We start from the raw sequence: 16240 nt of genomic DNA, 5'->3' as shown, positions 1-16240 counted from the left end.
CCCGGCCTGCCACCCTCAGGTCCCCCGGGTGGCCAGGCCGTTGCCGTTGATGAAGGCACGGGCCAGCTTGGCCCTGGACGCGGTGCGCTTCATCCCCGAGACCCGGGCGATCTCCTCAGCGGTAGCCAGGTCGTCGTAGGCGGCCTTGGGGTCGCCGAGCAGGATCCGCGTCGTCCCGAGGTCGAGCAGGATGTCGGACTGCACCACCCGGTCGCCGATGTGGATGGCGATCTCCAATGCCTCGATCAGCTTCGGGTAGGCCTTCTCCGGCGTACCGGCCTTGGCCGCGTGCATGGCCACCGCGCGGCGGATGCGGGCCTCGCTGCGCAGGCTGCCCGTGTCGCGGCACAGGCTGAGCGCGCGGTCCAGGCAGTCCTGTGAGGCGGCCTCCTCGCCGGTGCTGTGCAGCACCGTCGCCAGCCCGACCAGGGCGTCGGCCTCGGCGATCACGTCGCCGCTGCGGTGCAACGCCGCCGCGGCCTCCTGGTAGACCTCCCGCGCGGTGGCCGGGGTCTGGTTGATGCGGTCGAGGTCGCCGAGCAGGCGCAGGGTCAGCCCCCGGCCGTGGTCGTCGCCCAGGCGCTGGAAGATCGCCAGTGCCTCCTCCAGGTGGTAGGCCGCGCCGGTGTGGTCGCCCACCAGCAGCGCGCGGTAGCCCAGGGAGTACGTCAGTACGGCCTGGCCGCGCAGGTTGCCCGCGTTCGTGACGCTGGTCAGGGCGAGCTGGTGCGACTCCAGCCAGACGTCGAAGCGGGCGCCGGCCTCGAAGAGCGCCAGAGGCGCGATGGCCAGCTCCCAGCAGGTCTCGGGGAAGGCCGCGGCGCGGCGTACGAGGGCGAGGTTGATGTCGATGTTCGCCTCGAACCAGGCCGAGCCCTCGCCGGTCCGCGCCCGTACCCCGGCGGGCCGGTAGCGGGGCGCCGTGCCGCGCGGGATGGAGTTGTCCTTGCCCCGCATCGAGGCGTGGGCCGCGTCGGTCAGTGCCAGCCAGCCGCCGAAGACACGGCCCACGGCCGCGGTCAGCTCCTGCTCGTCGTCCTCCACGCGGGCGCGGGCGCCGCCGAACCCGAGCAGCAGCTCGTGGCAGTGGTAGCGCACGCCGTCCGGCAGGGCTGTGACGAAGTGGCTCTCGGCCAGCTCCTCCAGCAGCTCCTCGGCGGTGTCCACGGGGACGTCGGCGAGCGCGGCGGCGATCGCGGCGGTGACCTGGGAGATGCCCAGGTAACCGATCCTGCGGATGAGCGAGCGCGGCTCGGCGGGCAGCGCCTGATATCCGCCCAGCAGCGTCGGAGTGATGCTCTTGCCACCGTAAGTGAGCTCGCCGAGGATCCGCGCCGGGTCGGAGAGGCGTTCGGCCAGGCGCTGCAGGCTCAGGTGCGGCCGGGCGGCCAGCTTGGCCGCCCCGATGTCGAGGGCCACCGGCAGCCCGGCGCACAGCTGCACGATCCGGTTGGCCGCCGCGGGCTCGGCCTGCATCCGCTGCCGGCCGGCCCCGGCGGCCAGCAGGGTCCTGGCCGCGGGGGCGTCCAGCGGCGTGACGTCCACCGTGACGGCGTCACGTGGCAGAGCGAGCGGTGAGCTGCTGGTCACGAGCACGGCGCACCCGGCGTGGCCGGGCAGGAACGGCCACACCTGCCCGGGGTCGGTCACGCCGTCCAGCACGATCAGCACATGCCGGACGGCCAGCACGCTGCGCAGAAGGGCGGCACGCGCCCCGGCGCCCTCAGGGATCTCCTCGGCCGCCACCCCGAGCGCGGTCAGGAATCCCGCCAGCACCTTGCCGGGGTCGCCGAGATCGTCGGCGAACAGCTGTCCGTCCGGGAAACGGCCGGCCACGCGGTGGGCCGCCTCCAGGCTCACCGCGGTCTTGCCGACCCCGCTCGAGCCGGTGACCACCACCAGGGGTGAGGACGCCTGCTCGGTCAGCCCGTCGACGATCTCGCGCAGTACGCCGTCCCGCCCGGCGAGCACGCCCGGACGGGCAGGCAGTTGCCTGGGCACGTCCGCGACCAGGTGCGTCAGCTCCAGCGCGGAGTCCTGACGGAGGATCTGGAGCCTCAGGTCGCGCAGCGTGGGGCTGGGATCCGTGCCGAGCTCCTCCCGCAGCCGCTCCTCCAAATCGGTGAACGCCTGCAACGCCTCGCTGCCCCGCTGGGAACGGTAAAGAGCGATCATGAGCTGGGCGCAGAAGCGTTCCTTCAAGGGGTGCTGGTCCGCCAGGTGCTGGATCTCGGCGATCACCTCGCGGTGCCGTCCCAGCGCCAGATCCGCGTCAATGCGAGCCTCGATGGCGGCCAGCCGCCGCTCGTTCCATACGGCCGCCTCCGCGACGAACGTCTCGCTGTCGAGGCCGGAAAGCGCCGATCCTCGCCACAGCTTGAGCGCGGCGTCCAGGGTCTTGGCGGCCTGGGCGTGGTCACGCTTGTCGGCCAGCAGGCAGGCCTGGTCGTACATGCGCATGAAAATGAAGGCGTCGATGCTGTCCTCGGCCGCCTCGAGCTTGTAGACGTTGTCGTGCACGTCGATCGTGACGCCGCTGCGCCTGAGCTCGCCGACGCCACGGTGCACCTGGTTTCTGGCGCTCTTTGTAGGCGTGTCGCCATATATCGCGTCAATAAGGCTGTCAACCGATGCCGAGCGGGTTGTGCTCAGCAACAGATGGGCCAGCACCGCACGCGACCGACGGGTGGCCAGCCTGATCTCGTTTCCTTGTTGCCATATTGTCGGTTGCCCCAGGATTCCAAAGTGCATCAACAGCAGATGCCCCCTCTGTCGCTCCCCGATCATCTCCCACATGGACAGCTCTGTCATCATGCGCGGGCACAGTCACCTTGGCTGTCACAAGTGTGACGATCCTGACTTGCAGCTGACTTTCGGTTCGCCATAAAGTCGGGCAACTTGGCGACATCTCAGGGGTATTTTTCCTGCAATGAGCGTTAAATGGGCGCCTGTCGCTTTCCCTGCATGATAGATGTCACATCGCCCCAATGACATAGGCGCCTACCGGCCAAAACGGCCCAGGGCGAGACTCCTGGTATGTCCACAGAGTCGCCGATCCGAGTTCTCCTCGCCATCGACGAGCAGCAGACCCGGCGGGTACTTGCCGCCCTGCTCAGCCTGGAGGAGGGCGTCCAGGTCATCGCCGAGGTGGGCCATGGGGACGACATCGCCGACGCGGTCCGGCGGCAACGGCCCGACGTGGCCGTCATCGACGCCGAGCCACCCGGCGGCGACGGCCTGGCCGCCGCGGTGCGGATCGGCGGCCACTGCGCGATCGTCGTCCTGACCAGCTTCGGAAGGCCGGGATACCTTCGCCGGGCGATGGCCGCGGGGGTCGGGGGGTTCCTCGGCAAGGACGCTCCCACCGACGAGCTGGCCGCGGCGATCCGCAAGGTGGCCGCCGGCGGCCGGTATCTCGACACCGAGCTCGCCCTCGCCTCGATGACGACCGGGGACAGCCCGCTCACCGATCGCGAGCGCGACGCGCTGCGGCTGGCCGGCGGCGGGGCCACGATCACGAAAATCGCCATTGAGCTCCACGTGTCCGAGACGATCGCACGCGGGCTCGTCTCCAGCGCGATGACCAAACTCAACGCGGAGGGCCATCACGAAGCCGTCCACACCGCACGGCGGCAGGGCTGGCTGTGACGCAATTCGACGAACACACGCAGATAAGTCGCACAGATGCGGACGGATGGATCATGCACGGCGAGCGCGATGAACGGCCCCAGCACAAAACCAACGACGAGGTCACGGTGGAAGTGAACGGGGAACAAGTCGATCTGGATCCGGATCGCACGCGTACGATGCGCTTTCCGCCGCCGAAACTGTCCAAAGGGCCGGATCAGCCGCGTCCACCTGCTCCGGAGCCGCCCCTGTGGTGGCAGCAGGACTCGAGGGACAATCCCAGCCGGCGTCTCGGGCATTTCGCCGCGAACAATTCCGCCGAGGAAAGTCCCCCCGCCGTGGGACCGCCGCCCGGTCCCATCGATTCCCTGGCGTCGCTCGGAGCGCTGAACTCCTTCCCCGCGCCGCCCCCGTTCGAGCTGCCGGCCTGGGACCCGCCCCCGGGGCTGGCCGCCCCCGACTCCTCCGAGGCGCCGGCCGCGCCCGAGGTCCCGCCGGCACCAGCGGCGTGGGCCGTCCCCGAGGCGCCACCGCTTCCCGGGGCGTGGGCCACCCCTGAGGTCCCGCGGGGCACCCCGAATGTCCCGCCGGTACCCGAGGCGGCGGCCGCCCCCGAGACACCGGTCTTCCCGCCGTCCCAGCACGCCGAGCCCAAGCCTCCCGCGCGAGGGGACATCCCGCTGGTCAGCACGTCCTCGGAGAGCCTGCGGCCGGACCGGCTGCTGCGCACCCGCCGTCGTCCGCCCGCCGGGGGCTGGCGCAAGGCCGTCTTCCAGCTGTCCGGGGGCCTGATCCGTCCCAAGGACTCCAAGGCGGAACGCCACCGCCAGGAGCTGATCGAACGCGTCAGGCAGCCCGTCTCCGCAGGCCACTTCAGGGTCGCGGTGATGAGCCTCAAGGGCGGCGTGGGCAAGACCACCACGACCATCGGCCTGGGGGCCACGCTCGCCCACCAACGGGGCGACCGGGTCATCGCGGTCGACGCCAACCCGGACCGGGGCACGCTGTCGGAGAAGCTCAGGGTGGAGTCGCCGGCCACCGTACGGCATCTGCTCAACGACCGCGCGGGGATCTGGCGCTACGCCGACGTGCGTTCGTACACCTCCCAGGCGCCCTCGCGGCTGGAGGTGCTGGCCTCCGACCGGGATCCGGCCATCTCGGAGGCGTTCAACGCCGACGACTACCGCGCGGTCGCGCAGATTTTGGAGCAGTTCTACTCGATCGCCATCACCGACTGCGGCACCGGCATGCTCCACTCGGCGATGAGCGCGATCCTGGACATGTCCGACCAGATCGTCCTGGTCAGCCCGGTCACGGTGGACGGTGCCAGGTCCGCCTCGGCCACTCTCGACTGGCTGCAGGCCCACGGCCACCAGGCCCTGGCCTCGAGCGCGGTGGTGGTGCTGTCCGCGGTGAAGAACCCGCGCAGGAACGCCGTCAACGTCGCCGAGCTGAAGGACCACTTCACCAAGCGCTGCCGGGCGGTCATCGGCGTGCCGTTCGACCCGCACCTGGAGCAGGGCTCGGAGGTCGACCTCGACCTGCTGCGCACCGCCACCCGGGACACGTACCTGGAGGTGGGCGCCACGATCGCCGATCGCTTCGGCCCGGGAGGGCACTCATGACCTCCCTGCTCAGCGTCACCGACCTGTCGAGGTCGCCGGTCCTGGAGGAGGTCTCGTTCACCGTCGAGCGCGGCGAGGTCGTCTGCGTGGTGGGCCCGCCGGGCAACGGCGGCGCCACGCTGATGGACTGCCTGGTCGGAGCGGACGAGCCGGACGCGGGCCACATCGAGATGCTCGGCGTGACCGTCGGCCCCGGAGACCGCCGGCCGCCAGGGCTGGCCGCCGCCCCGCGCGGCGAGACCCTCCCGGACCGGATGAAGGTCTCGGAGGCCTTGCGGCTGTTCTCCCGTCTGTACGGCACGCGCGGCCTGCCCGGGCGCTTCATCGACCTCCTCGACCTGGAGCCGCTGCTGTCCAAGCGCTTCGGCCGCCTCACCGACGGCCAGCGCAGGCGGGCCATGATCGGCCTGGCTCTGGCGGGCAACCCCGAACTGGTCCTGCTCGACGACCCGACGGCCGGGCTCAGGGACGGCAGCAGGCGCCGCATCGAGCAGGCCATCGGCGAGCTGCGCGCCGGTTACGGCGGGGTCTGCGTCGTGCTCGACGACCTGGCCCAGGCCGAGCGCCTGGCCGACCGGGTGATCCTGCTGCGCGCCGGCCGTGTGCTGGCCGAGGGCGCGCCGTCCAGGCTGGTCCAGCTCCTCGGCTCGACGTTCGTCATGGGGGTGCCCCCGCACCTGCGGGTGGACCGGCTCCACGACGTGCGCGTGCTGCCCTGCGCCGCGGCCACCTACCTGTACGGCTCGCGCCAGGCGCTGGAGGCGGCGATCCAGGAGCTGTCGCCGATGAGCGGTGACCGGGTCTGGTCGATCCGCCCGCCCACGCTCAGGGACGCCTACCTCACGCTGTCGGCCGTACCCGAGCCGGCCGCCTTGGAGGCGTGAGATGGCCGGAACAGTCTTGGCGGAACGGCCCGCGGCCGGCGTGCGGAGGACCGGGACGGTGTGGACCCTGGTCCGCGCGCAGGTGACGCTGCTGCTGCGCACGCCGGTCGTGCTGCTGGCCGTGCTCGCCCTTCCCTTCGCGGTGCTGCTGGTGCTCATGCTGGTCATCGGCTTCCACTTCCCCACGATCGAGTTCGGCGCGATGCCGGGGGTCAGGGTCATCGACCGGCTGCTGCCCGAGATGGCGGGGACCGTCGCCGCCGCGGCCGGGATCCTGGTGCTCACGCTGCACCTGTCGGAGGTGCGGGCCACCGGGATGCTCAGGCGGCTGCGGCGCAGCCCCATGCGGGACGGGTCGTACCTCACGGCGCAGGCGATCGTGGCCGGTGCGCTGGTGGTGGCGTCCACGGTGCTCTTCATGGTCGTCACCTTCATCGTCTACGGCCCGCCCCGCTCGTGGCACCCGCTGTACCTGGCGGGTGCGCTGCTGGCGGTGACGTACTGCTCGGTCAGCGCCGGGCTGCTGCTCGGCGGCCTGCGGATGTCGCGCACCGGGGCCCGGATCGGCGCGCCGCTCTGCTTCGCGCTGCTGTTCCTCGGCAGCGGGCTGGGCGTGCCGCGCGAGGGCTGGGAGGGCGTGGCGCCGTGGTTCTACCAGGTCACCACGGTCAACCCGCTGGCCCAGCTCAACGACTTCGTCTTCGCGGCCTACCAGGGGCGGCTGTCGGACACCTGGCCGGCCGTGGCCGGGCTGCTCGCGACCGCCGTCGTCGTGAACGTCGTGACCAGGCGCGTCTTCGACTGGGACGGTACGTCATGAGAAGAGTCCTGATAGGTACGGTCGCGCTCGCGCTGCTGGTCGGCGGGTGTGCCCAGCGCGACGAGCGCAACCCCATCGCGATCGCCATCGCCGGCACCCCGCAGGCGGCCGCGGCCAAGCAGGCCGCGTCCAAGGCGACGCCGGCGAGCACGGTCGATCCCGACGACGCGCTGCTCAAGGTCGCCCAGTGCCTGCGCCAGAACGGCATCGACGTGCCCGACCCCGGCTCCCCCGAGGACAAGACGTGGAAGTACACCGGGGACCAGGCCACCATGGAGAAGGCGCTGAAGGCGTGCGAGAAGTACACCTCGCAGATCCCGAACCCTCTCGACGACCCCAAGACCCGCGACCAGCTCATCCAGTACGCCCGGTGCATGCGGGAGCAGGGCATCGACATGCCCGACCCGCCGCAGGTCAACCCCAACCTCGACGCCAACGACCCCAAGCTGCGGAAGGCGGCGGAATCCTGCGTCAAGCTGCTGCCCGGGCAGGGGGGCACCCAGTGAACGGAGGACTCAAGGGAGTCGTGGCCGCCCTGGGCACCGTGGTGGTCGGCAGCGCGGTCACCGCGGGCGGCGTGTTCGCCTCGGCGGCGCTGTTCGACGCCGGTCCGCAGGCGAAGGTGGCTCCCACGCCGACCGCACGCCCGGTCTCCGCCACCACCAAGGAGATCACCCGCGGCGACCTGGTGGACAAGGAGAGCGTGGACGGGAAGCTCACCTACGCGGACAGCCGTACGATCAAGGCCGCGTCCACCGGGACGATCACCAGCCTGCCCGACGAGGGCGAGGTCATCAAGCGTGGCCAGAGCCTCTACGCCGTGGACCGCCGCCCCCGCGTCCTCATGTACGGCAAGCTCCCCGCGTACCGGACGCTGCGGGACGGGGCCAAGAAGGGCCCGGACGTCAAGCAGCTCGAGCAGAACCTGCGTGCCCTCGGGTTCGGCCGCGGCGTGACGGTGGACAACCGCTTCACGGACGCGACGGCCCGTGCCGTACGGCGGTGGCAGAAGAAGAACGGCATGGAGCGGACCGGGAAGGTGACCCCGGCGGACGTCGTCTTCCAGTCCGAGGCCGTCCGCGTCAGCAAGACCGACGTGGAGGTCGGCGACCAGGTCAGTGCCCTGCGGCCGATCCTGGACATCACAGCCACCGACCGCCTGGTCCGCATCGACCTGGACGCCGACAAGCAGGACATCGCCAAGAAGGGCAGGAAGGTCACCGTCAAACTGGCCGACGGCAAGAGCGTCACCGGCAGGATCAGCCTGGTGGCGAAGGTGGCCAAGGTTGCCAAGGGCTCCGCCAACCAGGAGAAGGGCGCGACTGTCGAGGTGGAGATCAAGGTCGCCGCCAAGTCGCTCGGGTCGCTCGACGAGGCGCCGGTGACCGTCGAGCTGGCCAGGCAGCGGGCCGAGAACGTGCTCACCGTGCCGGTGGAGGCGCTGCTGGCGCTGCCCGAGGGCGGCTACGGCATCGAGATCGTCGATCAGGGCGTGGCCAGGCGGGTGCCGGTGCAGACCGGCGCGTTCGGCAACGGCCGGGTCGAGGTGAGCGGCCCCGGGCTGGCCGAGGGCATGAAGGTGACGGTGTCGGGCCGATGAACGTCCTGGAGATCCGCGGGGTCAGCAAGACCTACGGCCGGGTGCACGCCCTCCGCAACGTGGACCTGACCATCCGCAAAGGCGAGATGGTCTCCATCGTCGGCCCGTCCGGTTCGGGCAAGTCCACGCTCCTGCAGATCGCGGGCACTCTCGACCGGCCGACCTCGGGCACCGTACGGGTGGCCGGATACGACGTGAACACGCTGTCCGACAGCCAGCTCTCGGCGCTGCGCGCCCGCTTCATCGGCTTCGTCTTCCAGCAGTTCCACCTCTCCCCCAGCCTGTCCGCGCTGGACAACGTGGCCGACGGCCTGCTCTACACCGGCCTGTCCAGGCGGCAGCGGCGGGAGCGGGCCGAGGCCGCGCTCGACCTGGTGGGGTTGTCCCACCGCCTGGGGCACCGGCCGAACCAGCTGTCCGGCGGGCAGATGCAGCGGGTGGCGGTCGCCCGCGCCGTGGCGGGGCGACCACCGCTGCTGCTCGCCGACGAGCCCACCGGCAACCTGGACTCCGAGGCGGGCGCCGAGGTGCTGTCGCTGTTCCGGACGCTGAACGCGCGGGGCATCACCGTCGCGATCATCACGCACGACGCCGAGGTGGCCATGGCCTGCCCGCGCCGCATCCGCGTACGCGACGGCCTGGTCAGATCCGAGGTCTCATGACGGCGAGGGCTCTATGAGTACGGCGCTGCGCCCGGCGCGGCTGCGGCCGGCGGACATGGCCAGGCTCGGCACGTCGGGCCTGCGGGCCAGGCCGGCCCGGGCGATCCTCGCCGCGCTCGGCATCGCGATCGGCATCGCCACCATGGTCACGGTGGTCGGCATCTCCGCCTCCAGCCAGGAGAAGCTCCTGCGCCAGCTCGACGAGCTCGGCACCAACCTGCTCAGGGTCTCCCCGGGCGACAGCCTCTTCGGCGACAAGGTCAAGCTCCCCAAGAACGCGGCCGAGATGGTCAAGCGCATCGACGGCGTCACCAGCGCCAGCCAGACGGCCGAGACCGGAGCCACGGTCCGCCGCAACGACCTCATCCCCAGCGGCATCTCCCTGGGCATCACGGTCCAGGCCACCAGCCTCGACCTGCTCACCACCATCGACGGCCGGGTACGCCAGGGCACCTGGCTCAACGCCGCCACCGAACGCCAGCCCGTGGTGGTGCTGGGCGCGGTGGCCGCCGAACGGCTCGGCCTGCTCACCCCCAACGCCCAGGTCTGGATCGACGACAGGTGGTTCACGGTCATCGGCGTCCTGGACAAGATGCCGCTGGCCGAAGAGATCGAGCGGTCGGCGCTGGTGGGCTTTCCGGCGGCCAAGGAGTACCTGAACCATGACGGCCACCCCACCACCGTCTACGAACGCTCGGCCGACGAGGCTGTGGGGAGCGTGCGTGGGATGCTGGCCCGCACGGTCAGCCCGGAGAGCCCGAACGAGGCCAAGGTGAGCCGGCCGTCGGACGCGTTGAAGGCCAAGGCCGCCGCGGCGGGCGCCTTCACGGGGCTCATGCTCGGGCTGGGAGCGGTCGCCCTGTTCGTCGGCGGGGTGGGGGTGGCCAACACGATGGTGGTCGCCGTGCTGGAGCGGCGCAGGGAGATCGGCCTGCGCAGGTCGTTCGGCGCCACCAGGGCCCAGGTGCGCAACCAGTTCCTGGTCGAGGCGCTGCTGCTGTCGGCCTTCGGCGGCGGGGCGGGGGTGCTGCTCGGGGCGCTGGCCACGTTCGTCTACGCACAGCTCAACGGGCTGCCGACGGTGGTGCCGCTGTGGGCGCTGGGCGGCGGACTGGGCATCACGGTGGTGATCGGCGCGCTGGCCGGCATCTATCCGGCGCTCCGCGCGGCCCGCGTCCCCCCGACCGTGGCACTGAGCACCTAGCAGCCGCCGAGTACGGCGGGACGGGCTCAGCCGGGGAGCCGGCCGGTGCGCCGGCGGGTCAGGGCTTCGCCAGCCGGCGGGCGATGACACGCAGGGCCAGCACCTCGTCGGCGCCCTCGAAGATGGACAGCACCCGGGCGTCGACGAACAGCCGCGAGATGCTGTACTCCTCCGCGTACCCGTAGCCGCCGTGCAGCTGCTGCGCCTCCCTGGTGACCCATTCGGCCGCCCGGCAGGCGAGCTGCTTCACCTGGGCGGCCTCCAGCTGGCCGTCGCCGGCCGCCACGGCGCGGGCCGCCGCGTACGAGAAGGCCCGGCACGCGGCGATCAGCGCGGCCATCGTGGCGATCTTGGTGCGGGTCAGCTGGTAGCCGGCGAGCGAGCGGCCGAAGACCGACCGCTGCCGCGCGTAGTCGACGGCGAGTTCGAGCGCCGCCTGCATGACCCCGACGGCGCGGGCGGCGGTCTGCAGCCGCGCGTTGGCGAACGCCTGCATCTGCAGGTAGAAGCCGCGGCCGAGGCCCTCGTCCAGGCCGATCAGGTCGCCCGCGGGGACGCGCCAGCCATCGAAGCGGACCTCGAACGAGTGCATGCCCCGGTAGCCGAGGGTACGGATCGCCCGCCCCTCGACGGTCCCGCCGCCCTCCTGGGTGAGCCGCCATTCGTGACCGGAGAAGGACGGCTTCTCGACCACGAAGAGCGACAGGCCCCGGTGACCGGACGGATCGGTGCGGGCCAGGACCAGGAGGTAATGCGCGCGGCCGGCGAAGGTGCACCAGGTCTTGACGCCGTTCAGCACCCATTCGCCGCCGTCCCGGGTCGCGCTGGTGGTGATCGCGGCGACGTCGGAGCCGTGGTCCGGCTCGGTCACCGCGACCGCGCAGAGCCTCTCCCCCGAGGCGATCAGCGGCAGCCAGCGCCGCTTCTGCTCCTCCGTGCCGCCCCGGTTGATCGCGGTGGCGATGATCTCGGGGCGGGTGATGAGCGAGCCGGCGGCGCCGAGCGAGGCGCGGGACAGCTCCTCGGTCACCACCACCATGCTGAGCAGCTCGTCACCCTCGGAGCTGCCGCCGTACGCGGCCGGGACGGACAGCCCGAAGCAGCCCATGTCCGCGAGCCCGTCGATGATGCCGGCCGGGATGTCCTCGTCGTCGCGGTGGATCCGGTCCGCGACCGGGACCACCCGGTCCTCGGCGAACTCCCGGAAGGCGGAGCGGACCAGCTGCAGCTCGTCGGACAGGTGCCGGGGTCCCGCCTCGCGGGTGGCCATGACCCGCTCGGCCACGCGTTCCAGGAAGGCCGGGTCGCGTCCGGCGGCGAGGTGGGCCTCGATGCCGTCCAGTGCCGACCTGCCCACGCCCCACTGGGACTCCCTGCCGGTCATCCGGCCGGCCAGGTCCGCGGCGACGTCGGCGGCGTACAGCAGCGCCAGGTCCGCGTCGTGCTCGAGGAGCTCGGCGGCCGCCGCGACCGCCGACGAGATCGACGCCACGTCGTAGGCCACGGCCTGGTCCTGGTTCGCCGGCGCGATGTGTGCCGCCGCCTCGGCGACGACGGACCGCAGCACGTCGACGACGGCCCGCGCGCGGGTGGCCGCGTCAGACATGGCCGGCACCTTCCCACTCGATCGTCAAGGTGCTGTGGGGCTCGGGGTCCGGTCCGAACACGCCCAGAGTGAACGGTTCGGCGTCCTCGACCCGTCGCAGCAGCGCGGGCCGGCCGCAGAACAGGGGCCTGCGGTTCCTGTGGCTCATGCGCAGGACCCGGCCGGGGTGCCCCTCCAGGCGCAGCACCTCCGCCAGGGCGAGCGTCATCAGCGGCCCGTGTACCACCAGGCCGGGATAGCCCTCGACGCGGGTGGCGTACGGCCAGTCGTAGTGGATGCGGTGGGGGTTGGACGTCGCCGCGCTGAACCGCATCAGCAGCGTCGGGTCCGTGGCGAGATTCCAGGCCCACTCCCCGGCCCGGGTGAGGGGTGCGCCTGCCGGGTCCAGGACGGCCGGCTCCGCCGCGGACGGGACGGCTCCGGATTCGCGGTAGACGATGTCCTGCCGCTCCTCGATCGCGAGCCGGCCGCCCTCGTCGTACAGGCGGGTGGCGACCACCACGACGACCAGCTTGCCCGAGCGCCCGGACTTCTCCGTGACCGCCTCCACGGACGATTCGCGGCGTACCGTGCTGCCCACCGCGAGCGGGGCGTGGAAGACGACCTCGCCGCCCGCGAACATCCGCCGCGGCAGCTCCACCGGAGGGAGGAACGACCCGCGCGCCGGGTGGCCGTCCACCCCGAGCGCGGACGAGGCCGGCCAGCGGGCCGGCGCGAGCCAGTGCCACAGCGGCGGCAGCGCGTCTCCCGGACCGGCCGCGGGCGTGCCGTCGTCGAACAGCGCCGACAGCGCCGCCACGGGATGGGGGTCGAGCGTCTCGGTCGTGGTGACGGTGTGCGGTTCCCAGCTCACATGAACCGTCCGCCGGTCACTTCCAGCACCGTGCCCGTCATGTAGGAGGACAGGCTGGAGGCCAGGAATAGCGCGACGGTGGCGACCTCGTGCACCTCGCCCGCGCGCTGCATCGGGATCTCGGCCATCTTCTGGTCCCATGCCTTCGGCGGCATCGCCTCGGTCATGGCCGTACGGATCAGGCCCGGCTGGATGACGTTGACCCGTACGCCGTGGTGTGCCAGCTCCTTGGCGGCGGCCTTGGACAGGCCGACGATGCCGGCCTTGGCGGCGGAGTAGTTGGTCTGGCCCACCATGCCGACCTTCCCCGACAGCGAGGAGATGTTCACGATCGCGCCGCTCTTCTGCTCCCGCATGATCGCGGCCGCCTTGCGCGTGCCGTTCCAGGTGCCCTTGAGATGCACCTCGACCACCTGGTCGAACTGCTCCTCGGTCATCGTCCGCATCGTGGCGTCGCGGGTGATCCCGGCGTTGTTGACCATGACGTCCAGCGAGCCGAAGGCCTCCAGAGCGGCCCCGATCAGGGCGTCCACGTCGGAGGCACTCGTGACGTCGCACCGCACCGCCCGGGCCACCGCGGGACCGCCCAGCTCCTTGGCCACCGCCTCGGCGGCGTCCAGGTTCAGGTCGCCGAGTACGACCTTCGCGCCTTCCCTGACGAAGACCTCCGCGATGGCCCGGCCGATGCCCTGGGCGCCGCCGGTGACGACCGCGGTCTTGTCGGCGAGCAGCGTCATGAATGATCAGCTTCTCTCGTTCGTCTCTTCGTGGTGTTCCGCGCGATCGCCTGGATCACGATCTCGTTGATGCCCGCCCGCGTCCCGGATGACGCCGTTCTCCCGCAGCGTCGCGAGATCCGAGGCGGACAACCCGAGCTCGGCCCGCAGCACCTCACCGGTGTGCTCGCCGACCAGCGGCGACGCCTCGGGCAGTGTCTGCTCCCCGTCCATCACCACGGGCGATCCCGGCGCCCAGTGCTCGCCGATCCCGGGCTGCGTGACCTTCCCCATCAGCGGGCTCTCGGGCAGCAGGGCCGCCAGCTCGGTGAAGCTCCGGTACGTCGCCCACAGCACGCGGGTGGCACGCAGCGCCGACTCGGCCTCGGCGAGGGTACGCGTCCCGAACCAGCCGGCGAGCAGGTCGCCGAGCAGCTTTCGGTGCCGGTAGCGCTCCGACTCCTCGCCGAAGTCCACCCCGAGCGCGGCGGACAGCGCGGAGACCACGTCGGTGAGGCCGGTCGCGGCGAGGAGGTCCCGCCAGTGCCGGGTGGTGAGCGCCACCACCATGAGCCGCCCGCCGTCGGCGGTGGCGAAGTCGCGGCCGAAGGTGCCATAGATGTAGTTGCCGCCGCGCTCGCGCGGAGTGCCGCTCAGCTGCGCCTCGGCGAGGTAGCCGAGGCTCCCGGCGGTCGCCAGGGCGACGTCCTCCAGGGCAACCCGCACCTGCTGCCCCTCCCCCGTCAGCAGGCGGTGCCGCTCCGCGGCCAGCAGCCCGACCGCCAGGTAGAGGCCGGCGGCCAGATCCCAGGCGGGCACCACGTTGTTCACCGGCTGCGGCGCCTCCTCCGGGCCGGTCAGCAGGGGGAAGCCCGTGGCCGCCTGGACGGTGTAGTCCACCGCGGTCTCGCCGTTCCTGCGGCCGGTGAGCAGCACGTGGATCACGTCGGGGCGGCGCTCACGCAACGCCTCGAAAGCGAGCTCCGGGTATCGCTCCGAGTTGACGACCACGATCCCGCCCCGCCGCCCGCCGCTGACGATCAGGTCGGCGACGAGCCGGCGGCCCTGCTCGGACGACAGGTCGATCTCGATGGCGCGCTTGCCCTTGTTGAGCCCGGACCAGTACAGGCTCGTCCCGCTCTCGGCCAGCGGCCAGCGGGTGCGGTCGGGGGCGCCGCCGATCGGCTCGATCCGGATCACGTCGGCGCCCAGCTGGGCCAGCGTCATCCCGCTCAGCGGGGTGGCCACGTACGTCGAGATCTCGACGATCCGCATGCCGCGCAGCGGGCGCGAGCGCCGTGGCGCGGAGGTATCCGTCATCGGCCCTGTCTCCTTGGTGACCATGTCCGGCAAACGCCATGATCCCACTGGGAGTCGTACACGTCCTCGGGCACCCGCCGTGCCGCCGGGGATCGCGTGGTCGAGCGCCGGCCGTACCGCGCCCGCGCGTGGGTCACACGCCGAAGATCGTGTGCTCGACGTGGTCGAGCGCCAGGCGCACCGCGCCGAGGGCGACGGACTCGCCGCCCAGCTCCGAGGTCTCCACGCGTACGGGGAAGAGGCAGAGCTCGGCGAGCTCCTCGCGCAGGGGCGCGGCCAGCAGCTCGCCCGCGCCCGACAGGCCGCCGCCCAGGACGACCAGCTCCGGGTCCATCGTGAGCACGGCGGCGCCGACGCCCTTGGCCAGGTCGCGGGCGAAGGCGCGGACGATGGCCGCCGCCTCCGTGTCGCCCTGCCGCACGGCCTCGAACACCCGCTCGGCCGCCTCCGCGGCGGGGGCGTCCCCGCCGTAGGCGAGGAAGCGGTCGAACGCGGTGTACCACCCGAAGGCGCGCATGACGCCGATCTCCCCCGCGGCGCCGTTGCGGCCCGCGTGCAGCTTGCCGCCGATGAGCAGGCCCGCCGCGATGCTGCGCCCGGCCAGCAGGCAGATCACGTCCTTCGCCCCGACGGCGGCGCCGCACCAGTGCTCGGCCAGGGCGGCCAGGTTGGTGTCGTTGCCCACCAGGACGGGGCCGTCCAAGAGGCCGTTGAGCGCTGTGGACAGGTCGACGCCCGCCCAGCCGGGCAGCCGGTCGCTGATCAGTATCCGGCCGTCGGCGGGGTCCACCACGCCCGTCGTGGCCACCCCTAATGCGCGCACCCGGCCGGGCTCGACGCCGGCCGCGCGCAGCGTCCTGCGCACCACGGATTTGGCCGCGGCGATCCTGTCGCCGGTGCTGGTCTCGGGTGTGACGACCGTGCGCCTGCGGTCGACGATGCGCCCCTTGAGGTCGGCGGTGAGCGCCAGGACCTTGTGCGGGCCGATGTCGAGGCCGACGACGTGGCCGGCCTCCGCGCGGAAGCGGTAGCGCTTGGCAGGCCGGCCGACCGGGCGCGGGTCTCCGACCTTGATGCCGACCTCCTCGACGAGCACGTCGAGCCCAGCGATAACGTCCTCGACGGTCGCCCGGGAGATCGAGGTGGTCTTCACGAGCTGCGTCAGAGTCAGCTCGTCCGCGGCGTGCAGCGCGCGCAGGACGGCGGCGGCGTTGAGGCGGCGCAGCAGCGCCGGATCCTGTCCGGTCAAGGTCACGATCCGATGTTAGGGCATTGCGAATTATTTGAGGAACTACTAAAAATAAGGCTCACAGCGGCACGGCA

14 protein-coding genes are annotated in these 16240 nt (G+C 71.9%); 8 read left to right on the top strand and 6 right to left on the bottom strand.

Going from position 1 to position 16240, the window contains the following annotated elements:
- Positions 1–15 precede the first annotated feature (15 nt).
- Positions 16–2568, bottom strand: coding sequence for a BTAD domain-containing putative transcriptional regulator (locus tag ACQPWU_RS16425; RefSeq protein WP_433440841.1), 2553 nt, complete (start codon positions 2566–2568; stop codon positions 16–18).
- Positions 2569–3036: 468 nt separating this feature from the next.
- Here ACQPWU_RS16425 and ACQPWU_RS16420 point away from each other — a divergent pair, with 468 nt between their 5' ends.
- The 8 genes from ACQPWU_RS16420 to ACQPWU_RS16385 all read left to right on the top strand — a co-directional run bounded on the left by ACQPWU_RS16420 (position 3037) and on the right by ACQPWU_RS16385 (position 10422).
- A complete protein-coding gene (locus tag ACQPWU_RS16420; protein WP_433440839.1) occupies positions 3037–3648 on the top strand; it encodes a response regulator in 612 nt (203 codons plus the stop codon).
- A gap of 317 nt (positions 3649–3965) precedes the next feature.
- The gene (locus tag ACQPWU_RS16415) at positions 3966–5252 is read left to right on the top strand and encodes a MinD/ParA family ATP-binding protein (protein ID WP_433440837.1); all 1287 of its coding nucleotides are present in this window, start codon (positions 3966–3968) and stop codon (positions 5250–5252) included.
- Complete coding sequence (locus ACQPWU_RS16410) at positions 5249–6136, top strand: ATP-binding cassette domain-containing protein (RefSeq protein ID WP_433440835.1); 888 nt, start codon at positions 5249–5251, stop codon at positions 6134–6136. Before ACQPWU_RS16415 ends, ACQPWU_RS16410 begins: the two co-directional genes overlap by 4 nt.
- 1 nt (position 6137) lies before the next feature.
- Positions 6138–6956, top strand: a complete 819-nt coding sequence (locus ACQPWU_RS16405; protein ID WP_433440833.1) for an ABC transporter permease — start codon at positions 6138–6140, stop codon at positions 6954–6956.
- Positions 6953–7462, top strand: a complete 510-nt coding sequence (locus ACQPWU_RS16400; RefSeq protein WP_433440831.1) for a hypothetical protein — start codon at positions 6953–6955, stop codon at positions 7460–7462. The genes ACQPWU_RS16405 and ACQPWU_RS16400 overlap by 4 nt, the downstream gene beginning before the upstream one ends.
- On the top strand, positions 7459–8556 hold the full coding sequence (locus ACQPWU_RS16395) for an efflux RND transporter periplasmic adaptor subunit (protein WP_433440829.1): 1098 nt from the start codon (positions 7459–7461) through the stop codon (positions 8554–8556). The genes ACQPWU_RS16400 and ACQPWU_RS16395 overlap by 4 nt, the downstream gene beginning before the upstream one ends.
- A complete protein-coding gene (locus ACQPWU_RS16390; protein WP_433440827.1) occupies positions 8553–9218 on the top strand; it encodes an ABC transporter ATP-binding protein in 666 nt (221 codons plus the stop codon). Before ACQPWU_RS16395 ends, ACQPWU_RS16390 begins: the two co-directional genes overlap by 4 nt.
- A 13-nt stretch (positions 9219–9231) precedes the next feature.
- Positions 9232–10422 (top strand): ABC transporter permease, encoded by a 1191-nt coding sequence (locus ACQPWU_RS16385; protein ID WP_433440825.1) that lies wholly within the window; start codon positions 9232–9234, stop codon positions 10420–10422.
- A 58-nt stretch (positions 10423–10480) separates the two neighbouring features.
- Here ACQPWU_RS16385 and ACQPWU_RS16380 read toward each other — a convergent pair whose 3' ends face one another.
- The 5 genes from ACQPWU_RS16380 to ACQPWU_RS16360 all read right to left on the bottom strand — a co-directional run bounded on the left by ACQPWU_RS16380 (position 10481) and on the right by ACQPWU_RS16360 (position 16172).
- Positions 10481–12028 carry an acyl-CoA dehydrogenase family protein gene (locus ACQPWU_RS16380; RefSeq protein ID WP_433440823.1) on the bottom strand — a complete coding sequence of 516 codons (1548 nt, stop codon included), beginning with the start codon at positions 12026–12028 and terminating at the stop codon, positions 10481–10483.
- Positions 12021–12881 (bottom strand): FAS1-like dehydratase domain-containing protein, encoded by an 861-nt coding sequence (locus ACQPWU_RS16375; RefSeq protein WP_433440821.1) that lies wholly within the window; start codon positions 12879–12881, stop codon positions 12021–12023. Before ACQPWU_RS16375 ends, ACQPWU_RS16380 begins: the two co-directional genes overlap by 8 nt.
- The gene (gene fabG / locus ACQPWU_RS16370; RefSeq protein ID WP_433440819.1) at positions 12878–13618 is read right to left on the bottom strand and encodes a 3-oxoacyl-ACP reductase FabG; all 741 of its coding nucleotides are present in this window, start codon (positions 13616–13618) and stop codon (positions 12878–12880) included. The genes ACQPWU_RS16375 and fabG overlap by 4 nt, the downstream gene beginning before the upstream one ends.
- Positions 13619–13624: 6 nt before the next feature.
- Positions 13625–14917, bottom strand: coding sequence for a CoA transferase (locus ACQPWU_RS16365; protein ID WP_433440817.1), 1293 nt, complete (start codon positions 14915–14917; stop codon positions 13625–13627).
- A gap of 133 nt (positions 14918–15050) precedes the next feature.
- Positions 15051–16172, bottom strand: a complete 1122-nt coding sequence (locus ACQPWU_RS16360) for an ROK family protein (protein ID WP_433440815.1) — start codon at positions 16170–16172, stop codon at positions 15051–15053.
- Positions 16173–16240: the final 68 nt, after the last annotated feature.

This window comes from Nonomuraea sp. CA-141351, from assembly GCF_050944675.1.
Lineage (GTDB): Bacteria > Actinomycetota > Actinomycetes > Streptosporangiales > Streptosporangiaceae > Nonomuraea.
This window is presented reverse-complemented; position numbering and strand designations above follow the sequence as displayed.